The sequence below is a fragment of the Streptomyces chattanoogensis genome (assembly GCF_001294335.1).
Classification (GTDB): domain Bacteria; phylum Actinomycetota; class Actinomycetes; order Streptomycetales; family Streptomycetaceae; genus Streptomyces; species Streptomyces chattanoogensis.
The window spans coordinates 226,158-241,098 of the sequence record NZ_LGKG01000141.1 but is presented as its reverse complement, the minus strand read 5'-3'; the positions used below and the strand labels follow the sequence as shown (position 1 = coordinate 241,098).

General features: G+C 72.1%; 13 protein-coding genes. 5 read left to right on the top strand and 8 right to left on the bottom strand.

Annotated features, from left to right (window positions below; translation table 11 throughout):
* The first annotated feature begins 65 nt into the window (after positions 1 to 65).
* Positions 66 to 1,253, top strand: a complete 1,188-nt coding sequence (locus tag ADL29_RS20955) for a winged helix DNA-binding domain-containing protein (protein ID WP_053925127.1) — start codon at positions 66 to 68, stop codon at positions 1,251 to 1,253.
* Here ADL29_RS20955 and ADL29_RS43575 read toward each other — a convergent pair.
* The 4 genes from ADL29_RS43575 to ADL29_RS20935 all read right to left on the bottom strand — a co-directional run bounded on the left by ADL29_RS43575 (position 1,207) and on the right by ADL29_RS20935 (position 7,119).
* On the bottom strand, positions 1,207 to 1,779 hold the full coding sequence (locus ADL29_RS43575; RefSeq protein ID WP_053925126.1) for a DUF3995 domain-containing protein: 573 nt from the start codon (positions 1,777 to 1,779) through the stop codon (positions 1,207 to 1,209). The two genes, ADL29_RS20955 and ADL29_RS43575, sit on opposite strands and share 47 nt — an antisense overlap.
* On the bottom strand, positions 1,776 to 2,309 hold the full coding sequence (locus tag ADL29_RS43570) for a hypothetical protein (protein WP_053925125.1): 534 nt from the start codon (positions 2,307 to 2,309) through the stop codon (positions 1,776 to 1,778). The genes ADL29_RS43575 and ADL29_RS43570 overlap by 4 nt, the downstream gene beginning before the upstream one ends.
* A 169-nt stretch (positions 2,310 to 2,478) precedes the next feature.
* A complete protein-coding gene (locus ADL29_RS20940; protein ID WP_053925124.1) occupies positions 2,479 to 4,830 on the bottom strand; it encodes a protein kinase in 2,352 nt (783 codons plus the stop codon).
* Positions 4,831 to 5,025: 195 nt separating this feature from the next.
* The gene (locus ADL29_RS20935; RefSeq protein WP_053925187.1) at positions 5,026 to 7,119 is read right to left on the bottom strand and encodes a serine/threonine-protein kinase; all 2,094 of its coding nucleotides are present in this window, start codon (positions 7,117 to 7,119) and stop codon (positions 5,026 to 5,028) included.
* 300 nt (positions 7,120 to 7,419) lie between these two features.
* On the opposite strand from ADL29_RS20935, the gene ADL29_RS20930 reads away from it, so the two are divergent.
* Positions 7,420 to 8,640: a serine hydrolase domain-containing protein gene (locus ADL29_RS20930; protein WP_078971163.1), complete on the top strand. Its 1,221-nt coding sequence runs from the start codon at positions 7,420 to 7,422 to the stop codon at positions 8,638 to 8,640.
* A gap of 43 nt (positions 8,641 to 8,683) precedes the next feature.
* Here ADL29_RS20930 and ADL29_RS20925 read toward each other — a convergent pair whose 3' ends face one another.
* Positions 8,684 to 10,390, bottom strand: coding sequence for a glycerol-3-phosphate dehydrogenase/oxidase (locus tag ADL29_RS20925; protein ID WP_053925123.1), 1,707 nt, complete (start codon positions 10,388 to 10,390; stop codon positions 8,684 to 8,686).
* 228 nt (positions 10,391 to 10,618) lie between these two features.
* Between ADL29_RS20925 and ADL29_RS20920 the strand changes: the two genes are divergently transcribed.
* A complete protein-coding gene (locus ADL29_RS20920) occupies positions 10,619 to 11,869 on the top strand; it encodes a nucleotide sugar dehydrogenase (RefSeq protein WP_053925122.1) in 1,251 nt (416 codons plus the stop codon).
* A gap of 142 nt (positions 11,870 to 12,011) precedes the next feature.
* Positions 12,012 to 12,527, top strand: coding sequence for a hypothetical protein (locus ADL29_RS20915; protein WP_053925121.1), 516 nt, complete (start codon positions 12,012 to 12,014; stop codon positions 12,525 to 12,527).
* Positions 12,528 to 12,717: 190 nt separating this feature from the next.
* Here the strand turns inward: ADL29_RS20915 and ADL29_RS20910 are convergent, their stop codons facing one another.
* Positions 12,718 to 13,143 (bottom strand): NUDIX domain-containing protein, encoded by a 426-nt coding sequence (locus tag ADL29_RS20910; RefSeq protein WP_245689543.1) that lies wholly within the window; start codon positions 13,141 to 13,143, stop codon positions 12,718 to 12,720.
* A 274-nt stretch (positions 13,144 to 13,417) separates the two neighbouring features.
* Between ADL29_RS20910 and cutA the strand changes: the two genes are divergently transcribed.
* The gene (cutA, locus tag ADL29_RS20905) at positions 13,418 to 13,750 is read left to right on the top strand and encodes a divalent-cation tolerance protein CutA (RefSeq protein ID WP_053925120.1); all 333 of its coding nucleotides are present in this window, start codon (positions 13,418 to 13,420) and stop codon (positions 13,748 to 13,750) included.
* A 4-nt stretch (positions 13,751 to 13,754) separates the two neighbouring features.
* Here cutA and ADL29_RS20900 read toward each other — a convergent pair whose 3' ends face one another.
* Together ADL29_RS20900 and ADL29_RS20895 are read right to left on the bottom strand one after the other, a co-directional pair.
* Positions 13,755 to 13,997, bottom strand: a complete 243-nt coding sequence (locus tag ADL29_RS20900) for a hypothetical protein (protein WP_211274356.1) — start codon at positions 13,995 to 13,997, stop codon at positions 13,755 to 13,757.
* Between the two features lie 398 nt (positions 13,998 to 14,395).
* A complete protein-coding gene (locus ADL29_RS20895) occupies positions 14,396 to 14,911 on the bottom strand; it encodes a DUF6879 family protein (RefSeq protein WP_053925185.1) in 516 nt (171 codons plus the stop codon).
* Positions 14,912 to 14,941 lie beyond the last annotated feature (30 nt).

The following is a 14,941-nucleotide window of genomic DNA, read 5'->3' as shown; positions in this document are numbered from 1 at the left end:
CGGTCTGTCCTACAGCCCCCGTACGGTCGCCCCATGAACCGTCCTCTCCCCCCTACGGTCGCCTCATGAGCCACTCCCGACCCCGTATCGACACCGAAGGCCGCCGGGCGCGTCTCGGGCGGCGGCATCTGCTGGCGCCCGCGTGCCGGGCGGCCCGTGCCGAAGACGTTGCCGATGCGGTGGTGGGGCTGCATGCCACCGACGCGGCCACCGTGCACCTGGCGGCCTGCGCGCGGCTGGCCGTGCCCGACCCGGAGGAGGTGGAGCGGGCGCTCTACGACGACCGTTCGCTGGTCCGGCTGCTGTGCATGCGGCGGACGCTCTTCGCGGTCGGCGGCGCGCTGGCGCCGGTCGTCGCCTCGTCCACAGCAGGGGCCGTCGCCGCCAAGGAGCGGCGCGAGATGACCAGGTGGGTGACGGGTGGCGCCCCGGGATGGGACGAGCGGCGACTGGCGGAGGCGGAGGCGAAGACGCTCGCCGTGCTCGCCGCGCGCGGTGCGGCGACCGCGGCCGATCTCGCCGCCGAGGTCCCCGAGCTGCGCGACACCATCGTGGTCTCCCCCGGCAAGCCGTACGAGGCCACGGTCGCCGTCTCCAGCCGGATCCTGCGGGTACTGGCCGCGGAGGGGAAGATCCGGCGCGGCCGGCCGCGCGGCGGCTGGACCAGCAGCTCCTTCCGCTGGGTACCCGGCACCGCATTCGCCGACCTGCCCGCGCCGCCGCCCGCCGAGGCCCGTGCCGGTCTCGCCCGCCACTGGCTCGCCTCGTACGGCCCGTCCACCGTCGAGGACCTCAAGTGGTGGACGGGCTGGACGCTGACCGATACGCGGCGGGCGCTGGCCGCGACGGATGCGGTGGAGGTGGAACTGGAGGGCGGGGCGGCCGGAGTGGCGCTGCCGGACGATCTCGAGGGTGTCGCCGCGCCCGGACCGTGGGCCGCGCTGCTGCCCGGCCTCGACCCGACCGCGATGGGGTGGAAGGTCCGCGACTGGTACCTCGACCCGGACCATGTACCGCACCTCTTCGACCGCAGCGGCAACATCGGGCCGACGGTGTGGTGGAACGGCCGGATCGTCGGCGGCTGGGCCCAGCGGGCGGACGGCGAGATCGTCTGGCGGCTGCTGTCGGACGAGGGCGGAAGGGAGGCCGCCGCGCTGGTGGAGACCGAGGCGGCGAGGCTGGCGGAATGGGTGGGCGCGGTACGGATCACACCGCGCTTCCGGACGCCCTTGGAGCGGGAGCTGAGCGCGTAGCCCGTGCCGGCGGGTGTCCCTGACGCCGGTAGTGCCAGGCCGCGACGGCCCAGCAGGTACCGAAGAGCAGCCAGTACGGCGACCACAGCAGGAGGTCCCAACGGGCCTGGAAGCGGGCCAGATCCACGTATGCGGGAGGGACGGCGTCCAGGCCGGTCAGCAGCCGCAGGTCGTTGATGAATCCGTAGCCGAGGAGCCCGGCCGCGCGCGCCGTCATGAACGCGCACCCCGCCCAGGAGCCGATGAGCAGCATCCGGCGGCGGGCCTTTCCGTGCGGCCGGAAGCGGCCGGACAGATGCAGCGCGGCCGCCATGCCCACCAGGGCCAGCGCCACGGAGCCCCAGTGCTGGACGACCGAGCCCGCGGTGTGGGCCAGCAACGCGTCCCGGGCGTCGGGGGGCAGAGGGGTCTGCCGCATCAGGAACGCGCCGCCCAGCGCCCAGTCGAGCTTCATCGCGCCGTAGGCGAGTGCGCAGACGAGGGCCGTCCGGGCCGCTGCCGTCTGCGCGCGATGCCCGGCCGTCACCGGAGCGGTTCCGTTGCCGGGTGCAGGCGGGGACGGCGCGTGCGCTGGCCGTAGGACACCACCGTCACACACCACGCCACGATCTGGACGCCTCCCGACAGCACCTCCCATGCGGCGCTCCAGCCCGGGTGCGCCAGGTCGAGGCCCGCCCGCTGGATGGTGATCACGGCCCCCAGCGACTGCATCACCAGGGCGAGCGTCAGGGCGCAGAGCAGCATCCATCGCGGGATGCGGGCTCCCCAGCGGGTGACGGTCGCCAGCGCCACCAGCGACGCGATCACACCGAGCGAGGCGTTGCCCGCCTGGGCAAGCGCGGGGTGCTCGAACTGTGCCTGCACGGAGGCGGGGGCGGGGTGTCCGGGCATGCCGACCTCGCCTCGCGCCGTCATGTACACCTTCTGCGCGGTGTACACCAGCATCTCGGCGACCGACAGGCCGACCGCCAGCCGGACGAAGGGCCCCGCGGGTGCCGGCCGGGCGGGCCGGAGCAGCTTGCGGCGGATCAGGGCGACGCAGGTATCGACGGTCATGGACTTCATGCTGGCCGGGGCCGGTGGCGCCCGCTTCCGGCCGGAGAACCATTGCCCTCCGTCATCCGGGCGAGGAGCGGCTCCGTCTGGAGAGCGAGGGGCCGGCCGTTGCGTCGGCGGCTCCGCGGTTGACGGCCGGCTGTCGCGGTGCCGGTTGCCGGTGGTCCCGCTACTTGGGGCTGTAGGTGCTCGTCGCCTGCCCGTACAGGCGGTCCACCTCGCGGCGGCCGTAGGAGGGGCCTATGACCTGGACCAGGTGGTAGCGGCCGTTGTGGATCATGGCGAGGTTACGGACGTAGACCTCGCGGCCGCTGCTGTCCTTCCAGGTGAACGTGCCCTCGGCCATGGCCGTCCGGCCGACGTCTATCCGCCGCAGGCCCGAGGACGAGGACCAGCCGGAGGCGCGGGACGGGGCCAGCTCGCCCTCCTTGTCCAGCTGGTAGGCCATGGGGTCGGTGCCGAAGCGGGCGGTGGTGTCGCGGCCGGGCACGATCAGCAGCTCGTAGTCGCCGCCGAGGTAACGGACCTGGCCCTGGCCGTTCTTGCCGCGACGCTGCCAGCCCTTGTGGACCGCCACCCGGAAGCCCTCGGGGTCACTGCGGAGCGCGAAGCCCTCGGGGAGGTGCGCGGGCGGGGTGGGCTGCGGGGCCGGGGTGCCGCCCGGACCGCCGTCCTGGCCCGCGCTCGCGCCCTGGCCCTGGCCGCCGTCCCGGCCGCCGGTGGGCGAAGGGCTGCCGCCGGACGCCGCGCCCGATACGCCCGTACTCCCCGCGCCGCCCGAGCCGTCCCCGGCCTCCTCGCCGGACTTCGGCAGGAACACCATGGCGTAGGCGACCGCGGCCACGAGGAGCAGCAGTATCAGGGCGAGGAGGAGGCGGCCCAGGTGGCGGGCGCCGCGCGGTGCCCGTGTGCCGTCATGGTCCCGTACCGAGCGCGCACGCCGCGGCGCCGCATCCAGGCCGACCTCGACCAGCAGCTGCTGGTCGTCGTACAGCTCACCGGCCGACAGCGCCGAACCCCGGGCGGGCCTGGGGGGCTTGGGCTGCCGGAGCGGCTTCGGCGGCTTCGGGTGGCGTGCGGGGCGGGGCACGGGTGCGACCGGCGGCGCGGAGCCGGACGGGCGCGGTGCGGCGGGCGCCGGCCGCTCGCGGCGCGCCCGGTCCTGCCGGCGCCGGCCCTTGCGGACCAGCTCGCCGCGCCGCCGCAGGATCGGCAGCCGCCGGGGGTCGGCACCCCGCTCCAGCGCCGGAACCGTGACCAGCCGGCGGCCGATCTCCGGTTCCGGTGCCGTGCGGATCAGCGCGCGCAGCCGGCCGCGCAGCTCCTCGAAGCCGGGGCGGCGGGCGGGGTCCTGGCGGAGGAGGGAGGCGAGGAAGGGGGCCAGGTCCTCGCCGCAGGCGTCGGCGGGGGCGGGGGGCTGCGTGCGGACCAGCCGCGTCAGCTCGGCGGCGCTCTCCTCGGGGAAGGGGGCATGGCCCTGGACGGTACGGAAGAGCAGGGCACCGACCGCCCAGAGGTCGGTTGCCGGGCCGAGGGCCGCCGTCGGCCTCAACTGCCGGTCTTCTTCAGGGAGTTCGCCGTCGGAAACATGAGTCTGCTCGGGCGCCCAGCGCTCCGTGACCGGGCCGACGATCTGGAGCCGCGCCTGCCACGCGCGCTCGGCGGCAAGACCGGTGGGCGTCCCCCGCGTCTTGGAGAGCCGCACCCCGGGCCCGGCCTCCGCGGCGGACTCGCGGCGTGGTCCGGGCAGATCGCCCGGCTCGCCGACCGGGTCACCACCCGGCGCGAGGTGATCGCCGTACGGGCCGAACCGCACCCCGGCGGCGCCCTCATGACGGCCCTCGGCCACCCCGACCGGCTCGGGGCGCGCCGCGGCCGGGCCCTCCGGCGCCGGCGCGTCCTCCTCCGGCGCCGCGTCGTCCCCGGGCACGACGTCGTATCCGCACAGCGCCTCCTGGGCCGCGCCCACCGCCAGGCCCGTCAGGATGGCCCGGCCGTCGTCGCAGACCAGGACCGTGCGGGCGGTGATGTTGCGGTGGAGCCAGCCGTGGACGTGCAGGGCGCGCAGGGCGGTGAGGACATCTGCGGCGATCTCCGCGGCGCGGTGCGGGCTCAGCGGCCCCTGGGCGAGCAGCGCGGACAGCGGGCGGGCGGGGATGAGTTCGCCGACGATCCACAGGCTGCCGTCCTGGGCGAAGACGTCGAAGACCTGGTCGAGGAGGGGGTGGTCGGGCAGTTGCGCGGCCGCCGTCGCGGCGTCCAGTGCGCGGCGTACGGCGGGGTCCCGGGGGCTGCGGTCGGCCGTCCCCGTAGCCGTGCGCGGTGCTCCGCCGCCCGGGAGGAAGCCCGGATCGCCGACGACCTCGGCCTCCACGACCTCCGGCAGCGGCACCTGACGGAGCAGCACCTCCTGCCCGCTGTAGGTGTCGAACGCGCGGGTTTCGGTGAAGTCGTCCTCGGGAGAGTGCCGCAGCGGCAGGCGGTAGCGCTCGGCTAGCACCCTCCCCGCGTACTCGTCCACGACGCCTCCCCAACAGCGCGTTCAGGCGTCCGGCGTTCATGCGTACGGACCGTCCTGCTGTGTCTCACGATACGGGGCGGGACCGACACCCGCCCCGTACCGTGCCGGTCCGTCACCGTCCGGCCCCTGCCCGGCCGCCGGCCGGTGCCCGCTCAGCCGCCGGCCGGTCCCGGCTCAGTCCTTCACCGCGAAGGTTCAGTCCTTCACCGCGAAGGTCCGGAACGCCGTCTCGCGCAGCTGGGTGCACTCCTTGTCGGACCAGGCGTCGGCCTTGCACGTGATCATGATCGCGTAGCCGTGGTTGTCGTCGGCCTTGAATCCGCGGTCGAGGACCCGTACCTTCTCGCCGTTCTGCGTACGCGTGAACTGCCAGTCCGCGACGGTCGGATAGTCCCGCCACTCGATGGTCTTGATGGCGATGCGGTGGTAGTCGGGGGTGGAGGAGCGGATCTGCGACTCGAGCTGCCGCCAGGCGGCCGCCGCGTCGTTGCCCGGCTTGGCGCCGTAGTCGATCTGGATGCGCGGGAACCCGCCGGAGGCGCTGTATATGGCGCCGGAGCCGTCGCCCGAGGTGCTGGTCTGCCGGAAGCCCTTGGGCATGGCGACGGTGAAGTGGAACCGGCCGTTGGAGACCGGCGCGTAGCCGCCCGGCAGGCCCTTGTCGCCGTCCTTGCCCTTCCCGTCCTTGCCGCCCTTGGCGTCGTCGTCACCGCCGGCCGGGCCGGCTCCGGGTGACTGCGGCCCGGACGTGCCGGACTGCCCGTTCTCCGGACTGCCGGTGGCCCCGTCGGGCTTGTTCTTGCCGTCCTTGGGGTGTGCGGCGTGCCCGGGGGAGGTCTTGCCGTTCTTGCCGCCGGAGGCGCCGTTGCCGGTGTCGCCCCCGCTGAGCGCGAGGGCCAGGATCGTGCCGAGGACCAGCAGTGCCACGACGACGGCCGCGATGATCAGCGTGCGGCGCGGTACGACATCGGTCACCGAGGCGCGGGGGACGGGGCGGCCCCCGTCGCCGGGTCTGGACTCGCTGCGGGCCGCGGCGGCGGCGTTGCGTACGGACTGCAGCGCGCCGCGCACCCGCTCCTTGGCGGCGTCGCCGTCGAAGGCGGGGCGGTCGGCGGCCGGGGTACTGGAGCCGGAGCCCGAGCCCGAGCCGGTCGCCTTGCCGGCCTTGGCCGTGTCCGTACGGCCGGATCCGGAGGGCTTACGGGCGCGGTCGGCGGCCTTCTGCGGCGCGCTTGCCGACGCCGGGACGGCGGCGGCCGCCGGCTTCCCGTCCGTCTCCGCGGCGGCGGCCCCGGCCGCGGCCTTCGGCTTGGGCTTCCGCGGCTCCTTCGGCTTCGGTGCGGCCTTGGACTTGGCCGCCGTCTTCGGCTTGGCCGCCTTGGGCTTCGCCGCCCGCTCCTCCGGAACCGTCGGCAGCACCATCGCCCGCGTCTCGTCCGCCGGTGGCTCGGGCTCGGTCTCCTTGGGGCCGTGGAGGACGTCCAGCAGCAGCGCCCGTGCTCCCGCGTCGTCCAGGCGACCCGCCGGGTCCTTCACCAGCAGGCCGTAGATGACCTCTTCCAGCACACCGGCGCTCTTCGGCGGCTCGACCGGCTCGGTCATCACCGCGGTCAGGGTGGCGATCGCCGAGCCCTTGTCGTACGGCGGGTGGCCCTCGACGCAGGCGTACAGCAGACCGCCCAGCGACCACATGTCGGCCGGCGGGCCCGGCTTCTGGCCGCGGGCGCGCTCCGGGGAGATGTAGGAGGGGGCGCCGACGAGCATGCCGGTCGAGGTGACGGAGGGGTCGCCCTCCACCTGGGCGATGCCGAAGTCGGTGAGCACGACGCGGCCGTCGTCGGACATCAGGACGTTGGACGGCTTCACATCGCGGTGCAGGATGCCCTCGCTGTGCGCGGCGCGCAGCACATCGAGCACGGCCAGGCCGACCTCGGCGGCGCGGCGCGGGGTGAGCGCGCCGTCGTCGCGGACGACCTCGGCGAGCGAGCGGCCCTCGACCAGCTCCATCACGATCCACGGCCGGTCGTCCTCGTCGACCACGTCGTAGACCGTCACCGCGCCGTTGTTGCGGATCCGGGCGATCGCCTTGGCCTCACGCAGCGTACGGGTGATCAGCCGGCGCTTCTCGTCCTCCTCGACCCCGCCGGGGAAGCGCAGTTCCTTGACGGCGACCGTACGGCCCAGGACCTCGTCGCGTGCCCGCCAGACCGTGCCCATGCCGCCCCGGCCGAGAACATCGGCGAGCCGGTACCGGCCGGCGAGCAGCCTGCCCTCCTTGCCGTCCTCCATCTCGACCTCGTCGCCCACGGAATCCCCTCTGCAATCCAGCCGAGTTGGCAGCGCGATCCCGGCCCGGCCGCACGCCGGACCCGCACCGATCGCCAAACTGACCCAACTCGGACAACCCACCCTGGCGGAGCCTTCATTCTCTCTCATCCGCGGCCATGGGGAAGGCCCGGGTGGGTGCCCGGACCGGTGCCCGGCCCGGTTACCGGATCTGTTCCCGGATCGTTGACGGATCGGTTGACGGATCGGTTTTCGGACGGCGCCGCACTCGCGCCATGATGACACCGACGAACGGGAGTGCCGATGGCGACATGGCAGCGGCGAACGGGAGTACCGACGGCGACGCGCTCGTCACGCCGCGCCGCGCTGACCGCTCTGCTCGTCCTGATCGCCGTGACCGTGCCGGTTCTGACGGGGTGTGGCGGCCGGACGCACACCGCCCCGGTCCCGCCCGCGCCGGCCAGAAGGCCGCCGGCCACGACGGTGCCCGCGCTGCGCGTCCTGGTGGCCGACGGGGCCCCGGGCGCCGCCTCCCTCGTCACCCGCAACGGCAGGTTCTCGGGCTCGCGGTTCTCCACGGCCGGCGTCGCCGACCTGCGGACCGGCCGGAGGATGGATCAGTACGACCATTTCCGGGCCGGCAGTCTCACCAAGAGTCTGGTGGCGACGGTGATCCTGCAACTCGTCGCCGAGCGGAAACTGACCCTGCACGACACCGCAGCGGCGCACCTCCCGCCGGGGATTCCGGACAGGGGAGGGGGCACCGGCAGCGATCTGCGCAAGGTGACCATCCGCCAGCTGCTGAACCATACGAGTGGTTTGTTCAACTACACCGACGACCCGCGGCTCGCCCGGCAGCTGTACAGCCCGGCCTTCAGGGCCCTGCGCTACGAGACCCACACCCCCGCGCAGCTCCTGCGGATCGCCCTCGGCCACCCCCCGGTGGCGGCGCCGGGCGCCCGTTACTCGTACGCCAACACCAACTACCTGGTGCTCGGGCTGATCATCAAAGGGGTCACCGGTCGCTCGTACGCCACGGAGATCCGCCACCGCATCATCGCTCCCGCCCGGCTCGGCAACACCTCCTTCCCCGGCACCGACCCGGAACTGCCGAGGCCGCACGGCCGCGCGTATTCGCGCTTCGGCCGCCGGCTGGTGGACAGCACCTCCCTCGACCCCAGCCTGGCCGGCGCCGCGGGCGAGATGATCACCACCCTCGGCGATCTGAACCGCTTCTTCTCCGCGCTGCTCAGCGGCAGGTTCCTGGCGCCGCGCCAGATGGCCGAGCTGCGCAGCGAGAAGGGCACCGGCGGCACGTACGGCCTCGGCCTGTACGCGACCGAGCTGCCCTGCGGCGTCACGGTCTGGGGTCACGACGGCGACATCAACGGCTCGTTCGCGGAGACCGCGGGCACGGCCGACGGGCGGCACCTCGTCAGCTACCGCGTCAACACGGACAGACCGGCCCGGCCGGCGCACGGGGAGGCGCTGCTGGCGGCGGAGTTCTGCCCGCACACGGCGTAGCGGGCAGCCGGCCCCGGGCCCGTACATCAGCCAACCCCTGCCCTTACAGCGGCACGATGTCCGGTGCCCCCAGCCTCGCCGCATCCGCCGTCAGATCGTCCGGCTGCCGCTGGGATTCGCGCTCCGCCTCGACCCGCTTCTCGTAGTGCGCGATCTCCTTCTCGATCTGGGCGCTGTCCCAGCCCAGCGCGGGCGCGATCAGCTCGGCGACCTCGCGGGCGCTGCGGGTCCCGCGGTCGAAGGTCTCGATGGAGATCCGGGTGCGGCGGGTCAGGACGTCGTCGAGGTGCCGGGCGCCCTCATGCGTACAGGCGTAGACGGCCTCGGCGCGCAGATAGTCGTCCGCGGCGGCGAGCGGTTCGCCCAGTGAAGGATCGGCCACCACGAGTTCCAGCAGCTCCTCGGTGAGCGAGCCGTAGCGGTTCAGGAGGTGCTCGATGCGGGCGACATGGAGGCCGGTGCGCGCCGCGATCCGGGCCCGTGCGTTCCACAGCGCCTTGTAGCCCTCGGCGCCGACCAGCGGAACATCCTCCGTGACACACTCCGCGACCCGCTGGTCCAGGCCGTGCACCGCCTCGTCCACGGCGTCCTTGGCCATCACCCGGTACGTCGTGTACTTGCCGCCTGCCACCACGACCAGGCCCGGTACCGGGTGCGCGACGGTGTGCTCGCGCGACAGCTTGCTGGTCGCATCCGACTCCCCGGCCAGCAACGGCCGCAGACCGGCATACACACCCTCCACATCGTCCCTGGTCAGCGGTATGGCGAGGACAGAGTTCACATGCTCCAGCAGATAGTCGATATCGGCGCTGGAGGCGGCGGGATGCGCCTTGTCGAGGTCCCAGTCGGTGTCCGTCGTCCCGATGATCCAGTGGCGTCCCCAGGGGATGACGAACAGCACGCTCTTTTCCGTACGGAGGATGAGCCCGGTCGTGGAATGGATCCGGTCCTTTGGGACAACCAGGTGAATTCCTTTCGAGGCGCGGACGTGGAACTGCCCGCGCTCGCCGATCAGCGCCTGGGTGTCATCGGTCCACACCCCGGTGGCGTTGACGATCTGCCGGGCGCGGACGTCGTACTCGCCGCCCGCCTCGACGTCCTGCACCCGCGCGCCGACCACCCGTTCGCCCTCGCGCAGAAAACCCACCACGCGCGCCCGGTTGGCGCACTGCGCGCCGTACGCGGCGGCGGTGCGCACCATCGTCGCCACATAGCGCGCGTCGTCCATCTGGGCGTCGTAGTACTGCAGCGCGCCGACCAGCGCGTCGCTCTTCAGGCAGGGGGCCACCCGCAGGGCCCGCTTGTGGGAGAGGTGCCGGTGCACGGGCAGCCCCCGGCCGTGGCCCGACGACACCGACATCCCGTCGTACAGCGCCACGCCCGACCCCGCGTACCAGCGCTCCCACCCCCGGTGCTGCAACGGATACAGGAACGGCACGGGCTTGACCAGATGCGGCGCCAGCCGCTGCAGCAGCAGCCCCCGCTCCTTCAGTGCCTCCCTGACCAGCGCGAAGTCGAGCATCTCCAGATACCGCAGGCCGCCGTGGATGAGCTTGCTCGAGCGGCTGGAGGTGCCCGAGGCCCAGTCGCGCGCCTCGACCAGCCCGGTGGCGAGCCCGCGGGTCGCCGCGTCCAGCGCCGTACCGGCGCCGACGACCCCACCGCCGACGACCAGAATGTCCAGCTCGCGCTCCGCCATTCGAGCGAGCGCCTCGGCACGCTGCCCCGGTCCCAGTGTCGCTGTCTTCACCACTGCCTCCCGCTGTGATCGGTGCGATGCCAACCGCCTGTCGCCAACCGTCCGTTGTTCCGGCCGCGCTGCGGACACGCGCTACATGCCGGTATCCCCGCTCAGCCCGTTACGGCAACACCCCGCCACCTTGATCCACCAATCCCTATTCTGGGTCAAATGTCCGCTTAGTCTACTTATGCGTTACTACTTATGCGTTATCGCAGTCGCTCGGGAAGGACGGCAGACATGCCCGCGGACCTCGCCGTCATCGGACTCGGCCACCTCGGCCTACCCCTCGCCCAGGCCGCCACCGCCGCCGGCCTCACCACCATCGGTTACGCCCCCGACCCACGCGCCGCCACCCTCTCCGGCGCCGCCGACGGGCCCCTGTCCGCGACCGAGATCCGCCGCCTGCTCGCCGCCGGATTCCGCACCACCGCCGATCCCGCCGCCCTCGGCAAGGTCCGTACGGCCGTCATCTGCGCGGCCACCCCGCTCGGCGCGGACCGCGCCCTGGACCTCTCCGGCATCGCCGACGCCGCCCGCACGCTCGCCGCGCGGCTGCGCCCGCACACCACCGTCATCCTCGAATCGGCCGCCTACCCGGGCACCACCGAGGAGTTCCTGCGCCCCCTCCTCGAAGAGGGCTCGGGGCTGACCGCCGGCCGCGACTTCCACCTCGCCTGTTCCCCCAGCCGCCACGACCCCGGCAACCGCACCCACCGCTACCGCAACACCCCCAAGGTCATCGGCGGCCTCACCCCCGCCTGCACCGAGGCCGCCGCGGCGTTCTACGGCCGGATCACCGACAAGGTCGTACGGGCCCGGGGCCCCCGCGAGGCCGAAACGGCCAAACTCCTGGAAACCAACTACCGTCACATCAACATCGCCCTCATGAACGAAATGGCGGTCTTCTGCCACGACATCGGCGTCGACCTCTGGGACGTCATCCGCTGCGCCGAGACCAAACCGTTCGGCTTCCAGACCTTCCGCCCCGGCCCCGGCGTCGGCGGCCACGCCACCCCCGTCGACCCCAACTACCTCTCCTACAAGGGCCGTTCACTGGGCTACCCGCTCCGCATGGTCGAACTCGCCCAAGAGGTCAACGGCCGGATGCCCCGCTATGTCATCCAGCGCTGCGCCACCCTCCTCAACGAACACGGCAAATCCGCCCGCGGCGCCCGCGTACTCCTCCTCGGCGTCACCTACAAACCGGACATCGGCGACCAGGAGGCCTCCCCCGCCCGCGAAATCGCCTCCCGCCTCATGGAACTGGGCGCCCACCTCACGTACCACGACCCCTATGTCCCCCACTGGACCGTCCTCGACCGCCCGGTCCCCCGCGCCGACTCCCTCTACGAGGCCGCAGCCGCCGCCGACCTGACCCTGCTGCTCCAGGCCCACCGGACGTACGACCTCCAGGGGCTGGCAGTGAAGGCCCAGCTGCTGCTGGACACGCGGGGGGCTACGCCTACGGGGGCGGCGCACCGGCTCTGACCGGCGGGGGCGCCCAGGCATCGAACTGGTCACGGTCCCCAAAGTCGCTGTGAGCATGCCAGGGTGCGCTGTTACTTTGTCCCCCGAATTCGCGCTTTACTTCGCGCTTACTTCTCGATGACTTCTACGGGGGATCACCACCATGAGCCAGTCCTACCCGCCGCCACAGCAGCCGCAGCAGCCCCAGCAGCCGTACGGTGCCCCGCTGCCCCAGTACGGCGCACCCACCGCTGCCCCGGCCTCGACCGGAAACCCGGGACTCGGGATTCTGGCGGGTGTCGTCGTCATGCTGGTCGTGGCGGGCATCTACGGCGCCATCCTCAAGGCCACCGACGGCGCCACGATCGGCTACGCGGCCCTGATCATCGGCGCCCTGATCGGCGCCGCCATGGGCAAGGTCGGCGGACGCAGCGCCGCCCTTCCCGTAATCGCCGCGATCCTCGGCCTGGCCGGTCTCTACCTCGGTTCCATATTCGGCTACGCCCTCCTGATCAGTGCCTCCCCCGAGGGGCCGCACCTCTCCGTCGTAGATGTGCTCTTCAAGAACTTCGACCTCGTCAACACGGTCTGGAAGAAGCTGCTCGAGCCGGTCGACGCCCTCTTCTTCGTCCTGGCCGCCGCCGGCGGTTTCAGCGCCGCCAAGAAGACGGCCGACTGACCTGCCCGTACGTATCCGAAGGGCCCGGACCGCGAGCACGGTCCGGGCCCTTCGGGCGTCTGTGCGCTCCGGCCCAGAATGGGCCGCACGATGCGGCAGCGGGAGCCACTGGGCGTGTCGGGCTGAGGGCCGGGGCGTCGGGAACCAGCTCGTTTCGTTCGCTGCACGATCGCGCCCCGGCCGTCCTCGGCTACATCCGCTCAGAGGCGTCCAGGTCTGCTGGGTGCCCGTGTCTGCGGCCGTACCAGGCAGCGATGGCTTGTGTGTAGCCGTCGGGCATGTTCAGCCCGGGCACCTCGTCGGCGGCGAACATGCCGAGCTGCTTGTGCTCTTGGCTGACGACCGGCGGACGGTCGGGGGTCAGCCCGGCGCAGCCGTAGGTGATGATGAGCACTCTCCGCCCGGGGATCGGCTGGTAGATCCACGTCCCGCCGTCGATGAGCGGCTCGGCCTTGGCCTCCCAGCCGGTCTCCTCCTGAATCTCCCGTTCCAGCGCAGCCTCGGGACTGGCGTCCGCCGGCACGGCACCGTCCGCGCTGCCGACCTCCAGTCGGCCGCCGGGCAGCTCCCATTCGTCGCGCTCGTTCTTCAGCAGCAGTACGCGGTCCCGGCGCATCGAGCGCAACGCCCTTCACGGAGACGGGCCAGAGCGGCGGCGTGTACGTCATGTCGCTCCTCGTGCCCTGCGGTATGCGACGACCCGGGCTTTGGGAACGTAGCAAGCATCACCCAACCCGCTTCCGTCACGAGCGATTTGCCGGAGTCAACAAACAGGCGCTTTACCCCGACAGCCCCGGATCTCCACCCTGATCACACCTGCCTCGGTGGAACTCTGTGCCAAGGATCCGTAGCCGCAGCGCACACCAACAGCCGACGGCTAGGCTCGCCGTATGGCTGACTTCCTCCACGTTTCCACAGCGACGGAGACGCGCGAGCAGGCAGTAGAGCTGGCGCGTTCCGTAGTGACAAGTCGTCTTGCGGCCGGCGCCCAGATCGTTGGCCCCGTGGTCTCCGCCTTCTGGCATGAGGGCGAGTTCGGTACGGGCGAAGAGCCGCAACTCCTGCTCAAGAGCCGGGCCGACGGATACGCCGCACTGGAGGCGCACCTCCTGGAACACCACCCGTGGAAGAACCCCGAGGTGTCAGCCGTGCCCCTCGTGGCCGGGTCGGAAACGTACCTCCGGTGGATCACCACGACCGTCGCGCAGGCTTCCGGCAAGTAAGTTTTCAGGGACGAGCCTTATCCAAGACCTCGGCGACGGCGGGCACGGTCCGGTGCTCGCCGAGCCGCCGCAGAACCGGAGCAAGCCGTTCCCGGGGACGTACCGAAGCCACCCCGGCGCAGAGGTCCAGCGCTCGGCCGGTGACGGTCGCGGCCTGCTCGACCTCCCCGGCTGTCAGGTAGGAGTCGGCCAGCCACGACAGGTACAGGCTCTTGTCCCGTGCGTGGGGCGTCGTCGTAGGTGGCAAGCACTGATTCCAGAACCGGAACGGCACGCCGCGGGCGCCGCAACTCCGTCCAGCACCGGCCGCTCATGATCTGCAACTCGCTGCGGTCGACCCACGCCGCCCAGTCCGGTTGCGGAGCGTCGTCGGGGCCTGGGCACTCCCTTCACGGATGCCGCGCCCCCGGGGCTCGGCGAGGGAAACAGGTCCGCCCGGCCGAGCACCAGCTGCTCGGCCGGGCGGACCGCCAACCACAACTGCCACGGCGCTACTCGTCGAAGTAGTTGGGGTAGTAGGCGTGCTGCATCGAGGCCTTTCCCTATCACCCGCTGACTCCCGGCAGCACCGAGACGCCATCTGCCAGAAGCTTCCCCACTGGACGCCCGCCGTCAGCAGGCCGACATACGCACATGCATGTTGCGTCAGACCGGCTTGTACTCCTCGTGCGGAATGGCTCGGCCCCACACCGCTTCGAACGCCGAACTGACCATGCTCACTACGGCCGGCTCAGTCCGCCACTCTCGATCAACTACCTTGCCGACGCCGGAGAAATAGGTGAACAGCACGGACGATCCGTCGAACATCCACAGGTCGGTACCGGGCAGCGGAATGTCAGCGGCCTTGCGTCGGGGAAGCCAGCGGATCAACTCACCCGCTGCCACGTGGGGGAATGTCACGTCGTACTCATACTTGATGTAGTCCGTCACCGGTTCCGACACGATCCGGGCGCGTCGCATGACGACTCCGCGCGCTGTCGTCTCGGTCACGACGTCCAGGAATGGACGCCACCACGACGACCGATCAGCGGCGGGGTCAAAACGCTTCCCGGTCTGCCACGCGATGAACTCGGGGTCACTGGGCTGATAAGCGTCGCGGATCTCCAGATGAACAGCGGAGTGCCGGGCCCTTGCCAGGCCATCAAGTACGGGGTTCGTCACCGGCGCTGTCCTCCAGCGCTGCCGATTCGA